This is a genomic window from Micromonospora sp. NPDC002717 (assembly GCF_040295705.1).
Lineage (GTDB): Bacteria > Actinomycetota > Actinomycetes > Mycobacteriales > Micromonosporaceae > Micromonospora.
This window is the reverse complement of record NZ_JBEOVW010000055.1, coordinates 1-22,804: the sequence shown is the minus strand read 5'-3', so window position 1 is coordinate 22,804 and position 22,804 is coordinate 1. Positions and strand designations below refer to the sequence as shown.

At 75.9% G+C, this 22,804-nt stretch carries 2 protein-coding genes; both read right to left on the bottom strand.

The annotated features are described in order from the left end of the window. Positions 1 to 13,889, bottom strand: a 13,889-nt coding sequence (locus ABT006_RS33915; protein WP_350712562.1) for a type I polyketide synthase, incomplete at its 3' end; no start/stop codon positions are given. A 26-nt stretch (positions 13,890 to 13,915) separates the two neighbouring features. Continuing rightward, the coding region (locus tag ABT006_RS33910; protein ID WP_350712561.1) for a type I polyketide synthase at positions 13,916 to 22,804 on the bottom strand (8,889 nt) is incomplete at its 5' end.

The window sequence follows — 22,804 nt, the reverse complement described above, 5'->3', positions numbered from 1 at the left end:
GCACCCCGGGTCACCACCACCAGCCGCGCATCCGCCAGCACGTCGGCAGCCAGCCACGACCGCACGGTCGCCAGCACGGCCGACGCGGTCTCGCGTACCGCGTCCGGGACGGCGACAGCCGCCGCGTCGACCGGCAGCACCAGCCCCTTCGGCGCGGCCACCTGACCGGCGTCGACGGCCACGACGAGCGCCTCGACGTCCGGGAACGCCGGCAGGTCCACGGAGACCGACGAGCCCACCAGCGCCCACCCGGAGACGTCCCCGGCGGCGGCGATCTCCTCGGCCTGCCAGGTGATCTCGAACATCGAGCGGGCCGCCGCGCTCGCCGTGGCCACGCCGGTCAGTTCGCGCAGCGCCAGCGAGTCGACCGACACCACGGCGGCACCCGACTCGTCACCGGCGACCAGCCGCACCGCCGCGCCCGTGCGCGTCAGGCGCACCCGCAGCACCCGCGCACCCGACGCGTGCACCTGCACACCCTCGAACGCGAACGGCACCCGCGGCCCACCCGACTCCACGCCCAACAGCAACCCGATCGGGTGCAGGGCCGCGTCCAGCAGCGCCGGGTGCACGCCGAACCGGGCGGCCTCCGTCGCCGCCTCGTCCGGCAGGACCACCTCGGCGAACACGTCGTCCTCGGCGGTCCACACCCGGCGCAGCCCCTGGAACACCGGCCCGTACGCCAGACCGTGCTCCGCCAGCGTCGGATACCAACCCGCCAGGTCCACCTCGACACCGCCGACAGGCGGCCACTCCCCCACGCCCGGCTCGTCGACGGACGCCGGCTCCAGCACACCCTCCGCGTGCGGGACCCACTCGGCCTCGGGGTCGCCCTCGGTCTGCGAGTGCACCGCCACGACCCGGTTGCCCGCCTCGTCGGCCGCGCCGACCCGCACCTGCACCCGGACCGCGCCGGTCTCGGGCAGCACCAGCGGGGCGGCGATCGTCAGCTCACGTACCCGCGACGTGCCCACCTCGTCGCCGGCCCGCACGGCCAGCTCCACCAGCGCCGTGCCGGGCACGACCACCACGCCGGAGACGGCGTGGTCGGCGAGCCAGGCGTGCGTCGCCGTGGACAGCCGGCCGGTCAGCACGGCCATGTCGGCGCCGGCGACGGTGACCGCCGCGCCGAGCAGCGGGTGCCCGGCCACGCCGAGGCCGGCGCCGGACACGTCGGCGGTACGCGCCTGCCCCGCGCCGAGCCAGTACCGCTCGTGCTGGAAGGCGTACGTGGGCAGGTCGACCCGGCGTGCGCCGGTGTCGGTGAACCACTGCGGCCAGGTCACCGGGACGCCGTGGACGTGCAGTTCGGCCAGCGCGGCCAGCAGCGCCTGCGGGGCGGGCCGGTCCCGGCGCTGGACGGCCACCGCGAGCGCGTCGTCGGCGAGCAGGTCAGCGTTCATCGCGGTCAGCACGCTCTGCGGGCCGACCTCCAGGAAGGTGTCGACCCCGGCGGCCCGCAGGGCGCTGACGCCGTCGGCGTACCGGACGGCCTCCCGGACGTGGCGGACCCAGTATTCGGCACGGGTGATCTCCTGCGGGTCGGCGAGCGCCCCGGTCAGGTTCGACACGACCGGCACCAGCGGCGCCCGGAACGTCAGCCCCGCCAGGACCGCGCGGAACTCGTCGAGCATCGGCTCCATCAGCGGGCTATGGAACGCGTGACTGACCGTCAACCGGCGGGTCCGGACGCCCCGGTCCTGCCAGGTCCACTCCACCTCGTCGAGGGCCTCGACGTCACCGGAGACCACCACGGCGGCGGGCCCGTTGACGGCCGCGATGCCCACCCGGTCGGTCAGCCCGGCGATCGACTCCACCACGGCTGCCTCGTCGGCGGCCACGGCGAGCATCCCGCCGCCGGCCGGCAGGGCCTGCATCAACCGACCCCGCGCCGCCACCAACGCGCACGCGTCACCCAGCGACAGCACCCCCGCCACGTACGCGGCGGTCACCTCACCGATCGAGTGGCCGGCCAGCATGTCCGGCACGACGCCGAACGACTCCACCAGACGGAACAACGCCACCTCGACCGCGAACAACCCGGCCTGCGTGAACACCGTCTGGTCCAGCAGCGCCGCCTCGGCCGTGCCCGGCTCGGCGAACAGCACCTCCCGCAGGGGGCGGGGCAGCAGCGGGTCGAGCTGCGCGCACACCTCGTCCAGGGCGGCCGCGAACACCGGGAAGCGGGCGGCCAGTTCCCGGCCCATGCCCGCGCGCTGCGCGCCCTGGCCGGAGAAGAGCACGGCCAGCTGGGCCCGTGCCGTGCCCGCGCCGGTGACCACGGTGCCGGACGACTCCCCGGCGGCGAGGGCGCGCAGCCCGGCCAGCAGCTCGTTCCGGTCCGTCGCGGCGACCACCGCGCGGTGCTCCAGCACGGCCCGGCTGACCGCCGACGACCAGCCGACGTCGACCGGGCGCAGGTCCTCGTCGCCGGCGATCCAGCGGGCCCAGCGGTCCGCCTGCGCCGCGACGGCCACCTCGGACCGGGCCGACAGCAGCACCGGCACCGGCTCGGCGGCGGATTCGTCGCCTCGGGCCGGCCCGTCGGCGCCCCGGGTGGGCTCCGCCTCGGCGGGTGGCTGCTCGATGATCACGTGCGCGTTGGTGCCGCTGACTCCGAACGACGAGATCGCCGCGCGCCGGGGACGGTTCGCCGCCGGCCAGTCGCGCGCCTCGGTGAGCAGGGAGACGGCTCCGGCGCTCCAGTCGATGTGCGGGGACGGCTCGTCCACGTGCAGCGTCGAGGGCAGCACGCCGTGCCGCATCGCCATGATCATCTTGATGATGCCGGCCGCCCCGGCCGCGGCCTGGGTGTGGCCGATGTTCGACTTGATGGAGCCGAGCCACAGCGGCCCCCGCCCCTGCCGGTCCTGCCCGTACGTCGCCAGCAGCGCCTGCGCCTCGATCGGGTCACCGAGGGTGGTGCCGGTGCCGTGCGCCTCCACGGCGTCCACGTCGGCGGGCGTCAGGCGGGCGTTGGCGAGGGCCTGGCGGATGACGCGCTGCTGCGACGGGCCGTTCGGCGCCGTCAGCCCGTTCGACGCGCCGTCCTGGTTCACCGCGCTGCCGCGCACTACCGCCAGGATGCGCCGCCCCTCCCGCTGCGCGTCCGACAACCGCTGCACCAGCAGCACACCGACGCCCTCGGACCAGCCCGTGCCGTCCGCCGACGCCGCGAACGACCGGCACCGGCCGTCGGGCGACAGACCCCGCTGACGCGAGAACTCCACGAACGTGCCCGGCGTCGCCATGACGGTCACGCCACCGGCCAGGGCCAGGTCGCACTCGCCGCTGCGCAGCGCCTGCACCGCCAGGTGCAGCGCCACCAGGCTGGACGAGCACGCAGTGTCCACGGTGACCGCCGGGCCCTCCAGGCCGAACGTGTACGCCACCCGACCCGACAGCACGCTGCCGGAGGTGCCGGTGCCGAGGTAGCCGCCCACGCCCTCGGGCAGGTCCTGCACGCCGGAGGCGTAGTCGTGGTACATGAGCCCGGCGAACACGCCGGTCCGGCTGCCCCGCAGCCGCGCCGGGTCCAGCCCGGCCGACTCGAACGTCTCCCACGAGGTCTCCAGCAGCAGCCGCTGCTGCGGATCCATCGCGAGGGCCTCACGCGGCGAGATGCCGAAGAACCCGGGATCGAACTCGGCCGCCCCGTACAGGAATCCGCCGTGCCGGGTGTACGACGTCCCGGGGTTGTCCGGGTCGGGGTGGAAGAGCCGGTCGAGGTCCCAGCCCCGGTCGGTCGGGAACTCGCCGATGCCGTCGGACCCGGCGGCGACCAGGTCCCACAGTTGCTGCGGGTTCGTCACGCCGCCCGGATAGCGGCAGGCCATGCCCACGATGGCGATGGGCTCGTCGACGGTCGTCGCCCGCACGACCTGCTGCGCGTCGGCCACCTGGCCGGACAGCTGCTCGTACAGGTGGTCGGAGAGGGCGCCGGGGGTCGGGTAGTCGAAGACGAGCGTCGACGTGAGCCGCAGCCCGGTCGCGCTGTTGATGCGGTTGCGCAGCTCCACCGCGGTGAGCGAGTCGAAGCCCAGCTCCCGGAACGCCCGGTCGGCCGGCACCTGGTCGGCGCCGTTGTGTCCGAGGACCTGCGCGACCAGGCCGCGCACGAGCAGGGCGACCTGCGTCCGCGCCTCCTGCGGGTCGAGCCCGGCCAGCCGGTCCGCCCAGCCCCCGGTGCCGGACCGGCGGCGCTTCGCGGCCGTTCCCACCAGGGTCCGCAGCATCGGCGGTACGCGGCCCGCGGCGGTCTGCGCCCGCATGGCGGGCAGGTCGACCACCGCCGGGACCAGCGCCGCCCCGCCGTGGGCCAGGGCGGCGTCCCACAGCCCGAGACCGACCTGGGCGGTCATCGGAACCAGGCCGGCCCGGCTCACCCGGGCCCGGTCGGTGTCGTTGATCGACGCGGCCATCCCGTCGGTGTTCCACATGCCCCACGCGAGGCTGACCGCGGACAGCCCGCGCTGCGCCCGCACCTGGGCGAGGGCGTCCAGGAAGGCGTTGCCGGCGGCGTACGCGGCCTGGCCGGGAGAGCCGAGCACCCCGGCGACGGAGGAGAACAGCGCGAACAGGTCGAGGTCGAGGTCGGCGGTCGCCTCGTGCAGCCACCAGCCCGCCGCGACCTTCGGCGCCAGCACGTCCGCCAGCCGGTCGGCGGTGATCCCGCTGACCACGCCGTCGTCCAGGACACCGGCCGTGTGGACGACGCCGGCCAGCCGGCCCTCGGCGGTGACCGCCCGCACCAGCTCACCGACCCGCACGCGGTTGGTGACGTCCGCCGCCACCACGCGGACGGCCGCGCCCAGCGCGGTCAGCCGCTCCACCAGCTCGTCGGCGCCGGCGGCCGCCGGGCCCTGCCGGGAGACCAGCACGAGGGAGCGCACGCCGTACGCGGTGACGAGGTGCTCGGACACCAGGGCGCCCAGCGATCCGGTGCCCCCGGTCACCAGGACGGTTCCCCGGTCGAGGGTCGCCGGGGCCGGCGCGCCGCCGGCGGCACGGACCAGCCGGGGCAGGTGCGCCGTGCCGGCCCGCACCGCGAGCTGCCCGCCGAGGCCCGGGTCGTCGGCGGCGCCGGCGAGCAGGGCCAGCGCGTCGGCGTCCAGGTCGGCGTCCGGCTCCAGGTCGGCCAGCACGATCCGGCCGGGGTGCTCCGACTGCGCCGAGCGCAGCAGGCCCCACACCGCCGCCCCGGCCACGTCGGTGACGTGGTCGTCCCGGCCGGCGGCCACCGCGCCGCGGGTCACCACGACCAGCCGCGAGTCCGCCAGGGCGTCGGCGGCCAGCCACGCCTGCACGGCGCCGAGGACGTCCGTCGTCGCCGACCGCACCGCGTCGGGCACGTCCGTCTCCGGTCCCGCCGCGGGGGCGGGCAGCAGCAGCGCCGCCGGGGTGGCGGCGGTCCCGTCCGTCACGGCCGCGACCAGCGCCGCCACGTCGGCGTACGCGGGGAGCTGCGGCGCGCCGTCGAGCGGGCGGTCACCGAGGACGGCCCAGCCGTACCCGCCGTCGGGCGCGGTGATCTGCTCGGGCTGCCAGGACACCTCGAACAGGGAGCGGTGCGCCTCGTTCGGGGTTGCCGCCGCCCCGGTCATCTCGCGCAGCGTCAGCGAGTCCACCGACACGACCGGCACGCCCGTCTCGTCGACGGCGACCAGCCGCACGGAGCTGCCGGACGCGGTCAGGCGCACCCGCAGCGTCCGCGCCCCGAGCGCGTGGACCTGCACGCCCTCGAACGCGAACGGCACCCGGGCCCCGCCGCCCGTCTCGTCGGCGGGCAGCAGCCCGACGGGGTGCAGGGCGGCGTCCAGCAGCGCCGGGTGCACGCCGAAGCCCGTCGGCTCACCGGCCGCCTCGTCGGGGAGCGCGACCTCGGCGAAGACCGTGTCCGCCGCGGTCCACGCCCGGCGCAGACCCCGGAAGACGGGCCCGTAGGAGAGCCCGTGCTCGGCCACCGTCGCGTACCAACCGGTGACGTCCACCTCGGCCGCTCCCGGCGGCGGCCAGGCGCCCACGGTGGGCTCGTCGCCCGTCGGGGCGCCGACGAGGCCGTCGGCGTGCCGGGTCCAGCCCGGCTCCGGGTCGTCCTCGGGCTGCGAGTGCACGGTCACCGAGCGGCTGCCGGTCCCGTCGACGGGACCCACCCGGACCTGCACCCGCACTCCGCCACCGGTGGCGGGCAGGACGAGCGGGGCGAGCACCGTCAGCTCGCGGACGCGGGACGCGCCGACCTCGTCGCCCGCCCGCACGACGAGGTCCACCAGCGCCGTGCCCGGCACGACCACGGCACCGGACACGACGTGGTCGGCGAGCCACGGGTGGGTCGTCACCGACAGCCGGCCGGTCAGCACCACCATGTCCTCGCCGGCGACCGAGACGGTCGCGCCGAGCAGCGGGTGCCGCGCCACACCGAGGCCCGCTCCCGAGACGTCGGCCGACTGGCCGGCCGGCGGCAGCCAGTACCGCTCCCGGTGGAAGGCGTACGTGGGCAGGTCGACCCGCCGCGCGCCGCTCTCGGTGAACCACTGCTGCCAGGTCACCGGCACACCGTGGACGTGCAACTCGGCCAGGGCGTGCAGCAGCGCGTGCGCCTCGGGCCGGTCCCTGCGCTGCGCCGGCACGGCCAGCACGTCGTCGTCGGGCAGGATGTCCGCCGCCATCGCCGTCAACACACTCTGCGGGCCGACCTCCAGGAACGTGTCCACACCCGCGGCCCGCAACGCGGCGACCCCGTCGGCGTACCGCACCGCCTCACGGACATGCCGCACCCAGTAGTCAACGCTGCGGATCTCGTCGCCGTCAGCGAGCGCGCCGGTCACGTTCGACACGACCGGCAGCAACGGCGCCGCGAACGTCAACCCGTCCAGGACCGTACGGAACTCGGCCAGCATCGGCTCCATCAACGGACTGTGGAACCCGTGACTCACGGTGAGCCGACGGGTACGGACACCCCGCTCCCGCCACACCCGCTCAATGTCGTCCAGAGCCCCGACCGCCCCGGACACCACCACCGACGTCGGACCGTTGACCGCCGCGATCCCAACCCGATCCGTCAGCCCGGCAATCGACTCCACCACCGCCTCTTCCGAAGCGGCGACGGCCAACATTCCGCCGCCGGCCGGCAGGGCCTGCATCAACCGACCCCGCGCCGCCACCAACGCGGCGGCGTCGGCCAGCGACAACACACCGGCCACGTACGCGGCCGCGATCTCACCGATCGAATGACCGGCCACGAAGTCCGGCACCACACCGAACGACTCCACCAAACGGAACAACGCCACCTCAACCGCGAACAACCCGGCCTGCGTGAACACCGTCTGATCCAACAACGCCGCCTCGGGCGTACCCGCCTCGGCGAACAACACCTCCCGCAACGGACGCGGCAGCAACGGATCGAGCTGCACGCACACCTCGTCCAACGCGGTCGCGAAGACGGGGAACGTCTCGGACAGCTCCCGGCCCATGCCGGCACGCTGCGCGCCCTGACCCGAGAACAGCACCGCGAGCTGACCCCGCTGCCCGGCAGCGCCGACGACCACACCGGCCGCGGGCTCGCCCGCCGCCACGGCTTCCAGGCCCGCCAGCAGCTCGGCCCGGGCCGTGCCGGACACGACGGCCCGGTGCTCCAGCACCGACCGCGACGCCACCGACGACCACGCCACATCCACCGGGCGCGGGGTCGCGTCCCCGCTCAGCCAGGCCGCCCAGCGATCGGCCTGCGCCGACAGCCCGGCCGCGTCGCGGGCCGAGAGCAGCACCGGCACCACCGACGGCGTCCGGGACGGTACGCCGCCGGCATCGGGCTCGTCCCCGGCGGGCGGGGCGGGCGGCTGTTCCAGGATGAGGTGGACGTTCGTACCGCTGATGCCGAACGACGACACGGCGGCCCGACGCGGCCGGTCCACGGCCGGCCAGGGGCGGGCCTCGGTCAGCAGGGACACCGCGCCGGCGGACCAGTCCACGTGGGGGGTCGGCTCGTCGAGGTGCAGGGTCGGCGGGAGCAGGCCGTGCCGCATCGCCTGCACCATCTTGATCATGCCGGCGACGCCGGCGGCGGCCTGGCTGTGACCGATGTTCGACTTGATCGAGCCGAGCAGCAGCGGCCGGTCGGCCGGCCGGTCCTGCCCGTACGTGGCCAGCAGCGCCTGCGCCTCGATCGGGTCACCGAGGACGGTGCCGGTGCCGTGCGCCTCGACGGCGTCCACGTCGGCCGTGGTCAGCCGAGCGTTGGCCAGGGCCTGCCGGATCACCCGCTGCTGGGCCGGCCCGTTCGGCGCGGTGAGGCCGTTGGACGCGCCGTCCTGGTTGACCGCGCTGCCGGCGATGACGGCGAGCACCTGGCGGCCCTCGCGCCGGGCGTCGGAGAGCCGCTGGACCAGCAGCACGCCGACGCCCTCCGACCAGCCGGTGCCGTCGGCGTCGGCGGCGAAGGACTTGCAGCGTCCGTCCGGGGCGAGGCCGCCCTGACGGGAGAATTCGACGAAGGCGCCCGGGGTCACCATGACGGTGACGCCGCCGGCCAGCGCCAGGTCGCACTCGCCGCCGCGCAGCGCCTGGGCGGCCAGGTGCACCGCCACCAGGGACGACGAGCAGGCGGTGTCGACCGTGACCGCCGGGCCCTCCAGCCCGAAGGTGTACGACACCCGGCCGGAGATGACGCTGTGTGCGCCGCCGGTGAGCTGGTATCCCGCCAACTCGGCGGGGACGTCGGCGCTGCCGTAGCCCGACGGGGAGGCGCCGACGAAGACGCCGGTACGGCTGCCGCGCAGCTCGTCGGGGTCGATGCCGGCCTGCTCCATGGCCTCCCAGGAGGCCTCCAGCAGCAGCCGCTGCTGCGGGTCCATGGCGACGGCCTCGCGGGGCGAGATGCCGAAGAACCCGGGGTCGAACGCGGTGGCGTCGTCGACGAAGCCGCCCTCGCGGGTGTGCGACACCGGTCGGCCGTCGGCGTCGACGGCCAGCAGCCGGTTCATGTCCCAGTGCCGGTCCTCGGGGAAGCCGCTGATGCCGTCGCGCCCGGTGGCGACGAGGTCCCACAGGTCGTCCGGGTTGGCGACGCCGCCCGGGTACCGGCAGCTCATGCCGACGATGACGATCGGGTCGTCGTCCACGGGCCCGGCGGGGCCCCAGGTGGTGACGGTGTCGACCTCGTGCAGGCGCAGCGTCGCCGACAGGTGGTCGGCGAGGGCGGCCGGGTTCGGATAGTCGAAGACCAGGGTGGTGGGCAGGGTGAGCCCGGTGGCGGCGCCGAGCCGGTTGCGCAGCTCCACCGCGGTCAGCGAGTCGAAGCCGAGCTCCTTGAACGCCCGGTTCGCCTTGACCAGCTCGGTGCCGGAGTGGCCGAGCACGGCGGCGGTGTGCGTCCGCACGAGGTCGGTCAGGTACCGGTCCTGCTCGGCGCGGGGCAACGTCAGCAGGTGCTGCCGCAGCCCGCCGCCGGCGGCGTCCTCGGGCGCCCCGTCGATTACGCGCAGGGCGTCCCGGGCCTCGGCGATGTCGTCGAGCAGGGGGCGGGGGCGGGCGGCGGCGAACGCCGGGGTGAACAGGGACCAGTCGACGTCCGCCACGGTCACCGACGGCAGGGACCGACCCACCGCGCTGCGCAGCGCGTACACGGCCTGGGCCGGGGACATCGGGCTGAGGCCGCGCCGGGCCAGCAGTTCCTGTCCCTCGCCGCTGGCCATCCCGCCGTCGGCCCACGGTCCCCAGGCGACGGCGGTGGCGGCCAGGCCGCGGGCCCGGCGCCGCTCCGCGAGGGCGTCGAGGAAGGCGTTGCCGGCGGCGTAGGCGGCCTGGCCGCCGCTGCCCCAGATGCCGGCGATGGAGGAGAACAGCACGAACGCGTCGAGCGACCGGTCGCCCAGCAGCTCGTCGAGGTGCACCGCGCCGGCGATCTTGCCGTCCATCACCTCGGCCAGCCCGGCCAGGTCGGTGTCCGCCAGCATGTTCAGCTGGCCCACCCCGGCGGCGTGCACCACCGCCGTCAGCGGCGCCGGGTCCGCGTCGACGTCGCGCAGCAGCGCCTCGACCCGGGCGCGGTCGGCCATGTCGGCGGCGACCAGGGTCACCCGGGCGCCGAGCCCGGTCAGCTCGTCCCGCAGCTCCGCCGCCCCCGGGGCGCGGTCGCCACGGCGGCTGGTCAGCACGACGTGCGCCGCGCCGTTGGCCGCCACCCAGCGGGCCACGTGGGCGCCGAGCGCCCCGGTGCCACCGGTGATCAGCACGGTGCCGGACGGCTGCCAGCGCTCGACCGTGCCCACGGCGGCCGGCGTGGCCCGGACGAGTCGCCGCACGAACACGCCGGAGGGTCGTACGGCGACCTGGTCCTCGTGGCCGCCGCCGGTCAGGACGCCGACCATGTGGTCCCAGTCGGCCCGGTCGGGCCCGTCGGGCAGGTCGACCAGGCCGCCCCAGAGCTGCGGGTGTTCCAGCCCGGCGACCCGGGCCAGGCCCCACAGGCCGCCCTGGGCGACGCTGCGGACCGGGTCGCCGTCCCCGGTGCCGACCGCGCCGCTGGTGACCGTCCACCACGGCGCCGCGACGTCCGCGCCGTGCAGGGCCTGCACCAGCGCCATCGTGGCGGCCGTGCCGAGCGGCACCGCCGGCTGGCCGGGGTGCGGCGCGTCCAGCAGGCCGAGCAGGGACACGATGCCGGAGAACCGGCGGTCCCCCACGGCCTCGGCCACCCGCGAGGTCACGTCGTCGCGCTCCGCGAGCGGGTCCACCGCCAGCCGGGACACCTCGCCGCCGGCGGCGGCCAGCGAGCCCGCGAGCGCCTCGGCCCACTCCGTCACCGGCGTCTCGCCGGCGGGTTCGACCAGCAGCCAGCCGCCCACCGGGGTGGCCGGCGCCGGGGCGGTGGTCCGCTTCCACACCACCCGGTACGACCAGCCGTCGACGACCGCGTCCCGCAGCCGCGCCTTGCGCCAGGACGACAGGACGGGCAGGGCGGGGGCCAGGACGTCCAAGGCGGCGGCGTCGAACTGTGCCGACAGGGCGGCCACGTCGGACCGTTCCACCGCGGACCAGAACTCGACGTCCACCACGTCGGGGCTGACCGGGCCGGTGACCGACACCGGCATCTGCTCCGGCCAGTAGCGCTGCCGCTGGAACGCGTACGTGGGCAGGGCGACGGGGCGCGCGCCGGCGCCCGCGTAGACGGCCGGCCAGTCGACGGAGGCTCCGTTGACGTGCAGCTCGGCCAGGGCGGCGAGCAGGGCCCGCGCCTCGGCACGGTCGGCGCGCAGGACGGGCACCGCGACCGGCGCGGTCTCCTCGTTGACGTCCGCCGCGGCGTGCCGGCCCAGCACGTCGCGGGTCATCGCGGTCAACACGCTCTGCGGGCCGACCTCCAGGAACGTGTCCACGCCGGCGGCCCGCAGGGCGGCGACCCCGTCGGCGAAGCGGACCGCCTCGCGGACGTGCCGCACCCAGTAGTCGGCCGTGCGGATCTCGTCGGCGTCGGCGAGCGCGCCGGTCAGGTTCGACACGATCGGCAGCGTCGGCGCGGCGAACGTGAGCCCGTCGAGGACGGCCCGGAACTCGGCCAGCATCGGCTCCATCAGCGGGCTGTGGAACGCGTGGCTGACCCGCAGCCGGCGGGTCCGCGCGCCCCGGTCCCGCCAGAGCCGCTCGACCTCGTCGAGAGACTCGACGGCGCCGGACACCACGACCGAGGTCGGCCCGTTCACGGCCGCGATCCCGAGCCGGTCGGTCAGGCCGGCGATCGACTCGACCACCGCGGCCTCGTCCGCCGCCACCGCCAGCATGCCGCCGCCGGACGGCAGGGCCTGCATCAGCCGGCCCCGCGCCGCCACCAGCGCGCACGCGTCGCCGAGGGACAGCACGCCGGCCACGTGCGCGGCGGCGATCTCACCGATCGAGTGGCCGCCCACGAAGTCCGGCACCACACCGTACGACTCCACGAGGCGGAACAGCGCCAGCTCGACGGCGAACAGGCCCGCCTGGGTGAAGGCGGTCTGGTCCAGCAGCTCCGCCTCGGCGGAGCCCTCCGGGGCGAACAGCACCTCCCGCAGCGGGCGCGGCAGCAGCGGGTCGAGCTGCGCGCACACCTCGTCCAACGCCGCCGCGAAGACGGGGAACGCCTCGTACAGCTCCCGGCCCGTGCCGGCGCGCTGCGCGCCCTGCCCGGAGAAGAGCACTGCGAGCGGGCCGCGGTCGGCCGCCTGCCCGGCGACCGCCGCGCCCGACGGCTGCCCGGCGGCGAGGGCGCGCAGCCCGGCCAGCAGGTCCTCGCGGTCGGCGGCGGTGAGTACCGCGCGGTGCTCCAGCGCGGACCGCGACACCACCGACGACCAGCCGACGTCGACCGGGCGGAGGGCCTCGTCGGCGTCCAGCCACCGGGCCCAGCGCCCGGCCTGCGCGGCCAGCGCGGCCTCCGACCGGGCGGACAGCAGCACGGGCACCGCCGGCAGGGCGGCGGCGGGCGCGGGGCCGGCGTCGGCGGCGGGCGCGCCGTCGGCGTCGGGGGTGGGCGGCTCCTCCAGGATGGTGTGCGCGTTGGTGCCGGAGATGCCGAACGACGAGACCGCCGCCCGCCGGGGACGGTCGGTCACCGGCCATGGCCGGGCCTCGGTCACCAGCGACACCTCGCCGGCCGACCAGTCCACCTTCGGCGTCGGCTCGTCCACGTGCAGGGTGGACGGGATGAGCCCGTGCCGCATCGCCATCACCATCTTGATCACGCCGGCCACGCCCGCGGCGGACTGGCTGTGACCGATGTTCGACTTGATCGAGCCGAGCAGCAGCGGCCGGTCGGCGGGGCGGTCCTGCCCGTACGTGGCGAGCAGGGCCTGCGCCTCGATCGGGTCGCCGAGGACGGTGCCGGTGCCGTGCGCCTCGACGGCGTCCACGTCGGCCGTGGTCAGCCGGGCGTTGGCGAGGGCCTGCCGGATCACCCGCTGCTGGGCCGGCCCGTTCGGCGCGGTGAGGCCGTTGGAGGCGCCGTCCTGGTTGACCGCGCTGCCCCGGATCACGGCGAGGACGGGGTGTCCCTTGCGCTGCGCGTCCGACAGCCGCTCCACCAGCAGGATGCCGACGCCTTCGGACCAGCCGGTGCCGTCGGCGGCGGCGGCGAACGACTTGCACCGGCCGTCGGGGGCGAGCCCCCGCTGCCGGGAGAAGCCCACGAAGGGGCTGGGCGTGGCCATGACGCACACGCCGCCGGCCAGGGCCAGGTCGAAGTCGCCCTGCCGCAGGGCCTGGCACGCCAGGTGCAGCGCGACCAGCGACGACGAGCAGGCGGTGTCGACCGTGACCGCCGGGCCCTCCAGGCCGAGGGCGTACGCGATCCGCCCGGAGACGACGCTGGTGGCCGTACCCGTCAGCAGGTAGCCCTCGTCGGTGCCCTCGGCCTCGCTCTGCGGGCCCATCCCGTAGCCGTTGGCGGCGGTCCCGACGAAGACGCCGACCTTCTGTCCGCGCATGGACGCCGGCGCGATCCCGGCGTGCTCGAACGCCTCCCAGGACGTCTCCAGCAGCAGCCGCTGCTGGGGGTCCATCGCCACGGCCTCGCGGGGCGAGATGCCGAAGAACTCGGCGTCGAAGTCGGCCGCGTCGTAGAGGAAGCCGCCCTCGCGGGTGGTGGACCGGCCGGCCCGGTCGGCGTCCGGGTCGTACAGGTTGTCCAGGTCCCAGCCACGGTCGGTCGGGAAGCCGCCGATCGCGTCGCCGCCGGAGGCCACCAGGTCCCAGAGCTGCTCCGGGCTGGCGACGCCGCCCGGGTAGCGGCAGGACATCGCGACGATCGCGATCGGCTCCCGGGCGGCAGCGGTCAACTGCTGGTTGAGCTGACGGAGGCGGCCCGTCTCCTTGAGCGACGCGCGAAGCGCCTCGACGACCTTGTCTGCGGACGTAGACATCATGAGCTCCGTACTGGGGACAACGGTCAGGAATCGGTTCCGTCAAGCGCCAGCCTGACGAGGGTGTCGGCGTCCATCTCGTCGAGGTCCAGGGCCCCGTCGGTGGTGGACTCGTCGCCGCCGCCGTCGGCGTCGGTGAGGTTGAGCAGCAGGTCCAGCAGCCCGGCCTCGCGGATGCGGGCCAGCGGGATGGTCGCCAGCGCCTGCCGCACGGCCGCCTCCGCCGGGTCGCCGTCGTCGGCCTGCCGCGCCTCGGGCAGCAACCCGTCGAGCAGGTGCTCGGCGAGGACGGCCGGGTTGGGGTAGTCGAAGACGAGCGTGGCGGGCAGCGACAGGCCGGTGGCCCCGGTGAGCCGGTTGCGCAGCTCGACCGCCGTCAGCGAGTCGAACCCGAGCTCCTTGAACGCGCGCTGCGGCTTGACCCGGTCCGTGCCCTGGTGGCCGAGCACGGCCGCGGCGTGGTTCCGCACCAGGTCGACCAGGTGCCGGCCCTGCTCGGCGCGGGGCAGGCTGGACAGGTGCTCCCGCAGCTCGTCGGCGGCACCGCCCGGCTGCTCCTCGCCGTGGCCGTCGAGCGCCTCCCGGGCCTCGGCGATGTCGTCGAGCAGCGGTCGGGGGCGGGCCGAGGCGTACGCCGGGGCGAAGACCGCCCAGTCGACGTCCGCCACGGTCAGCGCCGCCCGGGCCTGGCCGACGGCGTACCGCATCGCGTACACGGCCTCGGCCGGTGCCATCGCCGCCAGGCCGCGCCGGGCCAGCAGTTGCCCGGCCTCGCCGGTGGCCATGCCGCCGTCGGCCCACGGCCCCCAGGCGACGGAGGTCGCCGCCAGGCCCCGCCCCCGTCGGTGCTCGGCGAGGGCGTCGAGGAAGGCGTTGCCCGCCGCGTACGCCGCCTGCCCGCCGCTGCCCCACACGCCGGCGATGGAGGAGAAGAGCACGAACGCGTCCAGCGGCCGGTCGCCGAGCAGCTCGTCCAGGTGCACCGCGCCGGCGACCTTGCCGTCGAGCACGGCGGCGAACGCGGCCAGATCCGTCTCGGCGATCATGCCGACGTCGCCGGCGCCCGCAGCGTGCACCACGGCCGTCAGCGGCGCGTCGTCCTCTTCCAGGCTCGCCAGCAGGGCCGCCACCTGGTCGCGGTCGGCCACGTCGCAGGCGACGACCGACACCCGGACGCCCTGCGCGGTCAGCTCGTCGCGCAGCTCCGCGGCGCCCGCGGCCCGCTCGCCACGGCGGCTGGTCAGGACCACGTGCGCGGCCCCGCCGATGGCCACCCAGCGGGCCACGTGAGCGCCCAGCGCGCCAGTGCCCCCGGTGATCAGCACCGTGCCGGACGGCTGCCAGCGCTCCGCCGCGTCGGGCGCGGCGGGCGCCGACCGGACCAGGCGCCGGACGAACACCCCGGAGGGCCGTACGGCCACCTGGTCCTCGTCGCCGGCGCCGGTCACCACCCGCGCCAGCCGGTCCCAGGCCGTCGCGTCGACCTGGTCGGGCAGGTCCACCACGCCACCCCACAGCTGGGGGTGCTCCAGGCCCGCCACGCGGCCCAGTCCCCAGAGCGCGCTCTGGGCGGCGTCGCGCGGGGTGTCGTCGTCCCCGGTGCCGACCGCGCCCTGGGTCAGGCACCACAGCCGGGTCGTCGCCCCGGTGTCGTGCAGGGCCTGGAGCAGCAGCAGCGTGGCGGCCGTCCCGACCGGCAGGGCCGGGTGGGACGGGTGCGGCTGGTCGCGGAGGCCGAGCAGGGAGAGCACGCCGGCGACCGGTCCGTCGGCCAGCGCGTCGGTCAGCCGCCGGGCGAGGTCCGCCCGGTCGGTGCCGACCGGGTCGACGGTCAGCCGGACCACGTCGGCGCCGACGGCGGCGAGGGCCTTGGTGACCGCCTCCGCCCGCGGGCCGTCCGTGAGGTCGTCCTCGGCCGTCACGAGCAGCCACGCGCCGGGCTTCCCGGGGGCGGCGGCGAGGTCGGTCCGCTTCCATCCGACGCGGTACGACCATCCGTCCACGACCGCGCGCCGCGCCCGCGCCCGGTGCCAGGTCGACAGGACCGGCAGGGCCGGGGTGAGGGCGTCCAGGGCCGCGCCGTCGTCGCCGAACTGGGCGGCGAGGGCGGTCAGGTCGGCCCGTTCCACCGCGTCCCAGAAGTCGGCGTCGCCGCCGTGGGTCGCGGTCGTCCGTGGCCGGGCGGCCGGCTCGGGCCAGTACCGCTCGCGGTGGAAGGCGTACGTGGGCAGGTCGACCCGCCGTGCGCCGCTGTCGGTGAACCACTGCTGCCAGGTCACCGGCACACCGTGGACGTGCAACTCGGCGAGCGCGTGCAGCAGCGCGTGTGCCTCGGGCCGGTCCCTGCGCTGCGCCGGCACGGCCAGCACGGCGTCGTCGTCGGGCAGGATGTCCGCCGCCATCGCCGTCAGCACACTCTGCGGCCCCACCTCCAGGAACGTGTCCACACCGGCCGCCCGCAGGGCGGAGACGCCATCGGCATACCGGACCGCCTCACGGACGTGCCGCACCCAGTAGTCGACCGTGCGGATCTCGTCGGCGTCAGCGAGGGCACCGGTCACGTTCGACACGACCGGCAGCAACGGCGCCGCGAAGGTGAGGCCGTCCAGGACCGCGCGGAACTCGGCCAGCATCGGCTCCATCAGCGGGCTGTGGAACCCGTGACTCACGGTGAGCCGACGGGTCCGGGCTCCCCGGTCCCGCCAGAACTGCTCCGCCTCGTCGAGGGCGTCGACGGCCCCGGACACCACCACGGCATCAGGCCCGTTCACCGCCGCGATGCCCACGCGGTCGGTCAGGCCGGCGATCGACTCGACCACCGCCGCCTCGTCCGCCGCCACCGCCAACATCCCGCCACCGGCCGGCAGGGCCTGCATCAACCGACCCCGCGCCGCCACCAACGCGCACGCGTCGGCCAGCGACAACACACCGGCCACGTGCGCGGCCGTGATCTCACCGATCGAATGACCGGCCAACATGTCCGGCACGACGCCGAACGACTCCACCAGACGGAACAACGCCACCTCGACCGCGAACAATCCGGCCTGCGTGAACACCGTCTGATCCAACAACGCCGCCTCGGCCGTACCCGCCTCGGCGAACAACACCTCCCGCAACGGACGCGGCAGCAACGGATCCAGCCGCGCACACACCTCGTCCAACGCGGTCGCGAACACCGGGAACGTCTCGGACAGATCCCGGCCCATGCCGGCACGCTGCGCGCCCTGACCGGAGAACAGCACCGCGAGCTGACCGCGTACGGCGGCGGAGCCGGCGACCACGCCGCCCGACGGCTCGCCCGCCGCCAGGGCCGCGAGGCCCGCCAGCACCTCGGCCCGGGTCGCACCGGACACGACGCCCCGGTGCTCCAGCACCGACCGCGACGCCACCGACGACCACGCCACATCCACCGGGCGCCGTGGTTCGTCCGCCGACAGCCAGCTCGCCCACCGGCCGGCCTGCGCCGACAGCCCGGCCGCGTCGCGGGCGGACAGCAGCACCGGCACCACCGGCGGCAGCTCCCGGACGACGACCTCACCCTCCACCACCTCGGCCGGCGGCTGCTCGATGATCACATGCGCGTTCGTCCCGGAGATACCGAACGACGACACCGCCGCCCGACGCGGCCGATCCACAGCCGGCCACGGCATGGCCTCGGTGGCCAGCGCCACCGCACCGGCCGTCCAGTCGATGTGCGGCGACGGCTCGTCCACATGCAACGTCGGCGGCACCAGACCATGCCGCATCGCCATGACCATCTTGATCACACCGGCCACACCGGCCGCCGCCTGGGCGTGGCCGATGTTCGACTTGATCGAGCCGAGCCACAGCGGCTCCCGGCCCTGCCGGTCCTGCCCGTACGTGGCCAGCACGGCCTGCGCCTCGATGGGGTCACCGAGCGTCGTGCCGGTGCCGTGCGCCTCGACCACGTCGACGTCGGCCGTGGACAGCCGCGCCGACGCCAGGGCCTGGCGGATGACCCGCTGCTGCGACGGGCCGTTCGGCGCCGTCAGCCCGTTCGACGCGCCGTCCTGGTTCACCGCGCTGCCGCGCACTACCGCCAGGATGCGCCGCCCCTCCCGCTGCGCGTCCGACAACCGCTGCACCAGCAGCACACCGACGCCCTCGGACCAGCCCGTGCCGTCGGCCGACGCCGCGAACGACCGGCACCGGCCGTCGGGCGACAGACCCCGCTGACGCGAGAACTCCACGAACGTGCCCGGCGTCGCCATGACGGTCACGCCACCGGCCAGGGCCAGGTCGCACTCGCCGCTGCGCAGCGCCTGCACCGCCAGGTGCAACGCCACCAGGCTGGACGAGCACGCCGTGTCCACGGTGACCGCCGGCCCCTCCAGGCCGAACGTGTACGCCACCCGACCCGACAGCACGCTGCCGGAGTTACCGGTCCCCACGTAGCCCTCGACATCGGGCATCTCCATCAGCCGCGTCGCGTAGTCGTGGTAGATCACGCCCGCGAACACGCCGGTCCGGCTGCCCCGCAGGCCCGCCGGGTCCAGGCCCGCCGACTCGAACGTCTCCCACGACGCCTCCAGCAGCAGCCGGTGCTGCGGGTCCATGGCGAGGGCCTCGCGCGGCGAGATGCCGAAGAACCCGGGATCGAACTCGGCGGCCCCGTACAGGAAGCCACCGTGCCGGGTGTACGAGGTGCCGGCGTGGTCGGGATCCGGGTCGTACAGCGACTCCAGGTCCCAACCCCGGTCGGCCGGGAACTCGCCGATGCCCTCCCCGCCGGTGCTGACCAGCTTCCACAGCTCGTCGGGGGATTCGACCCCGCCGGGGTAGCGGCAGGCCATGCCCACGATGGCGATCGGCTCGGCGGCGTCGCCGACCGTCGGCTCGTCGGAGGCAACGGCGCCGAGCCGGCCGCCGACGAGTTCGGCGTACACGTGGGCCGCCAGGACCTGCGGCGACGGGTAGTCGAACACCAGGGTGGAGGTGAGCCGCAGGCCCGTCGCGCCGTTCACCCGGTTGCGCAGCTCGACGGCGGTCAGCGAGTCGAAGCCCAGGTCCCGGAACGCCCGGTCCGCCGGCACCGCCTCGGCGCCGCCGTGCCCCAGCACCTGCGCGACCAGGCCGCGCACCAGCTGGTCCACCTGCGCGAGGCCGTCCTCCGCGCTGAGGCCGGCGAGCCGGTCGGCCCAGCCGCCACCGCCCTGCCCGGCCCGGCGGCGGGTCGTCGCCACGTCGACCAGGTTGCTCAGCATCGGCGGTACGACCGCACCGGAGGCCGCCGCCCGCAGCGCGGGTACGTCGATCACGGCCGGCACCAGCACCGCCCGCTCCGCCCCCGCGGCGGCGTCGAACAGTTCGAGGCCGGTGCGGGCGTTCATCGGCCGGAGTCCGGCGCGCGCCGTGCGGGCCCGGTCGGTGCCGCCGATCGACGCGGCCATGCCGGCGGTGTCCCACATGCCCCACGCCAGGCTCACCGCCGGCAACCCGAGCTGCCGCCGATACACCGCCAACCCGTCCAGGAACGCGTTACCCGCCGCGTACGCCGACTGACCCGGCGAACCCAACACCCCCGCCACCGACGAGAACACCACAAACAAATCCAGATCCAGGGACGCCGTCGCCTCGTGCAGCCACCAGCCCGCCGACACCTTCGGCGCCAACACCCCAGCCAGCCGCTCCGCGGTCAACCCCTCAACCACACCGTCGTCCAACACACCAGCCGTGTGCACCACACCCGCCAGCCGACCCTCGGCGGTGACCTCACCGACCAGGCCGAACACCTGGTCCCGGTCCGTCACGTCACACGCCACCACCCGCACCGACGCGCCCAACGCCGTCAACCGCTCCGACAGCTCGCCAGCGCCCTCGGCCGACGGTCCCTGCCGCGACGCCAGCACCAGCGACCGCACCCCGTGCACCGACACCAGGTGCTCCGCCACCAACGCGCCCAGCGCACCCGTACCACCGGTCACCAGCACCGCGCCGTCGCCCACCACCGGACCGTCGGCCGGCGCGGGCGCCACCGTACGCACCAGACGGGGCACGGACACCGCGCCGGAACGGACGACCAGCTGGCCGCCGGCCGGGTCGGCGGCGAACCGGGCCAGGGTGCCCAGCACGCCCGGGTTCATCGCGTCGTCGACGTCGGCCAGGACGATGCGGCCCGGGTGTTCCGACTGCGCCGACCGCAGCAGACCCCACACCGCCGCACCCGCCAGATCGGTCACCCGGTCCTCGTCGCGGACCGCCACCGCGCCCCGGGTCAGCACCACCAGCTTCGAGTCCGCCAGCACGTCGGCCGCCAGCCACGCCTGCACGAGGCCCAGCACGTCGGAGGTCACCGTGCGTACGGTCTCCGCCGGGTCGGCGTCGTCGGCGTTCGCGCCGGTCGGCGTGAACAGCAGCAGGCGCGGCGGCGTGATGCCGGCCTCGATGGCGGCCCGCAACTGCCTGATCGTCTCGGCGGAGGGGCCGCCGGGGACGCCCGGCAGGGCCGGCCCGCCCAGCACCGCCCAGCCCGACGCGTCGTCGACCGGGTCGGCCTCCTCGGCCTGCCACGCCACCTCGAACAGCGAGCGGGACGCCGCGCTGGCGGTGGCCACTCCGGTCAGCTCCCGCAGGACGAGGGAGTCGACCGACACCACCGGCGCGCCCGCCTCGTCGCAGGCGGTCAGCCGGACTCCGGAGCCGTTGCGGCTCAACCGCACCCGCAGCACGCCGGCGCCCGAGGCGTGCACCTGCACGCCCTCGAACGCGAACGGCACGCGCGGCCCACCCGACTCCTCGGAGCCGGGCAGCAGCCCGATCGGGTGCAGGGCGGCGTCCAGCAGCGCCGGGTGCACGCCGAACCGGGCGGCCTCGGCCGCCGCGTCGTCCGGCAGGACCACCTCGGCGAACACGTCGTCACCGCCGGTCCAGACGCGCCGCAGCCCCTGGAACGCCGGCCCGTACCGCAGGCCGTGCTCGACCAGCGCCGGGTACCAGCCCGCCAGGTCCACCTCGGCGGCGCCAACCGGCGGCCAGGCGGCCAACCGGGGCTCGTCCGCCGTCGCCGGCTCCAGCACGCCCTCCGCGTGCTGCGTCCAGCCCGCCTCCGGGTCGTCGTCGGGGCGCGAGTAGACGGCGACGGGACGCTGCGGCGACTCCGACGCGGACACCCGCACCTGGATCCGTACGCCGCCGGACTCGGGGAGCACCAGCGGCACCAGCACCGTCAGGTCGCGCAGCCGGGGCAGGTCCACCTCGTCGCCGGCGCGTACGGCCAGCTCCACCAGCGCCGTGCCCGGGACCAGCGTCACGCCGGAGACGACGTGGTCGGCCAGCCAGGGGTGCGTGGCGAGGGAGATCCGGCCGGTCAGCACGACCTCGTCGTCGCCGGCCAGGTCCACGGCCGCGCCGAGCAGCCCGTGCCCGGCCACGCCGAGGCCGGCGCCGGTGACGTCGCCGGCGCGCAGCCGGCCCACGGCCGGCCAGAAGCGCTGCCGCTGGAACGGGTACGTCGGCAGGTCGACCGGGCGGGTCGCGCCCGGCAGGAGCGCGGTCCAGGTGACCGGCACGCCGTTGACGTGCAGCTCCGCCAGCGCGTTGACCAGCGACACCGGCTCGGGCCGGCCGGGGCGGAGGGTCGCCACGACCGCCGCCGAGGACGCGGTCCCGTCGTCCGGCAGGCAGGCGCCCACCATGCCGGCGAGCACCGCGTCGGGGCCCAGTTCGAGGAACGTACGCACGTTGCGTTCGCGGAGGCTCGCGACCCCGTCGGCGAACCGGACCGTCTCCCGGACGTGCCGGACCCAGTAGTCGGGGGTGCCGATCTCGTCGGGGTCGGCGACCTGGCCGGTCAGGTTCGACACGATCGGCAGGACGGGCCAGTGGTACGTCAGCCCGTCGAGCACCTGCCGGAACTCGCCCAGCATCGGCTCCATCAGCGGGCTGTGGAAGGCGTGGCTGACGGTCAGCCGGCGGGTGCGGACGCCCCGCTCCCGCCAGGTCCGCTCCAGCCCGTCGAGCGCCTCGACGTCGCCGGAGACCACCACGGCGGTCGGGGCGTTCACCGCCGCGACGCCGACCCGGTCGGTGAGCGGGGCGATCGACTCGGCCACCGCGTCCTCGGGGGCGGCCACGGCGAGCATGCCGCCGCCGGCGGGCAGGGCCTGCATGAGCCGGCCGCGCGCCGCGACCAGCGCGCACGCGTCGGCCAGGCTGAACAGGCCGGCGACGTGCGCCGCCGCGATCTCGCCGATGGAGTGCCCGGCCACCAGGTCCGGCACCACCCCGAACGACTCGACCAACCGGAACAGCGCCACCTCGACGGCGAACAACCCGGCCTGGGTGAACACCGTCTGGTCCAACAGCTCCGCCTCGGCCGTGCCCGCCTCCGCGAACAACACCTCACGCAGCGGACGCGGCAACAACGGATCCAGGTGCCCACACACCTCGTCCAACGCGGCGGCGAAGACCGGGAACGCGCCGGACAACTCGCGACCCATGCCGGGACGCTGCGCGCCCTGCCCGGAGAAGAGGACGGCGGTCCGCCCGCTCCTGGCGACCCCCCGAACGACGGCGGCCGAGGGCTCGTCGTCGGCCAGCGCGTCGAGGGCGGCGAGCAGGCCGTCGCGGTCGCGGGGCAGCAGCACCGCGCGGTGCTCGAAGGCGGTCCGGCCGGTGACGAGCGCCCGGCCGATGTCGGCGACGGTCAGGTCCGGCTCGTCGTCGGCCAGGGTCCGCAGACGGCGCGCCTGCTCGCGCAAAGCGGCGTCGTCGCGGGCCGAGAGGACGCAGGCGACGAGGTCGCCCGGGGCCGTCGTGGCGGGCGGCGCGGCCGGCGCCGCGGCGGGCTCCGGCGCCTGCTCGATGATGGTGTGCGCGTTGGTGCCGCTGATGCCGAACGACGACACCGCCGCGCGGCGGGGCCGGTCGGCGGCCGGCCACGGCCGCGCCTCGGT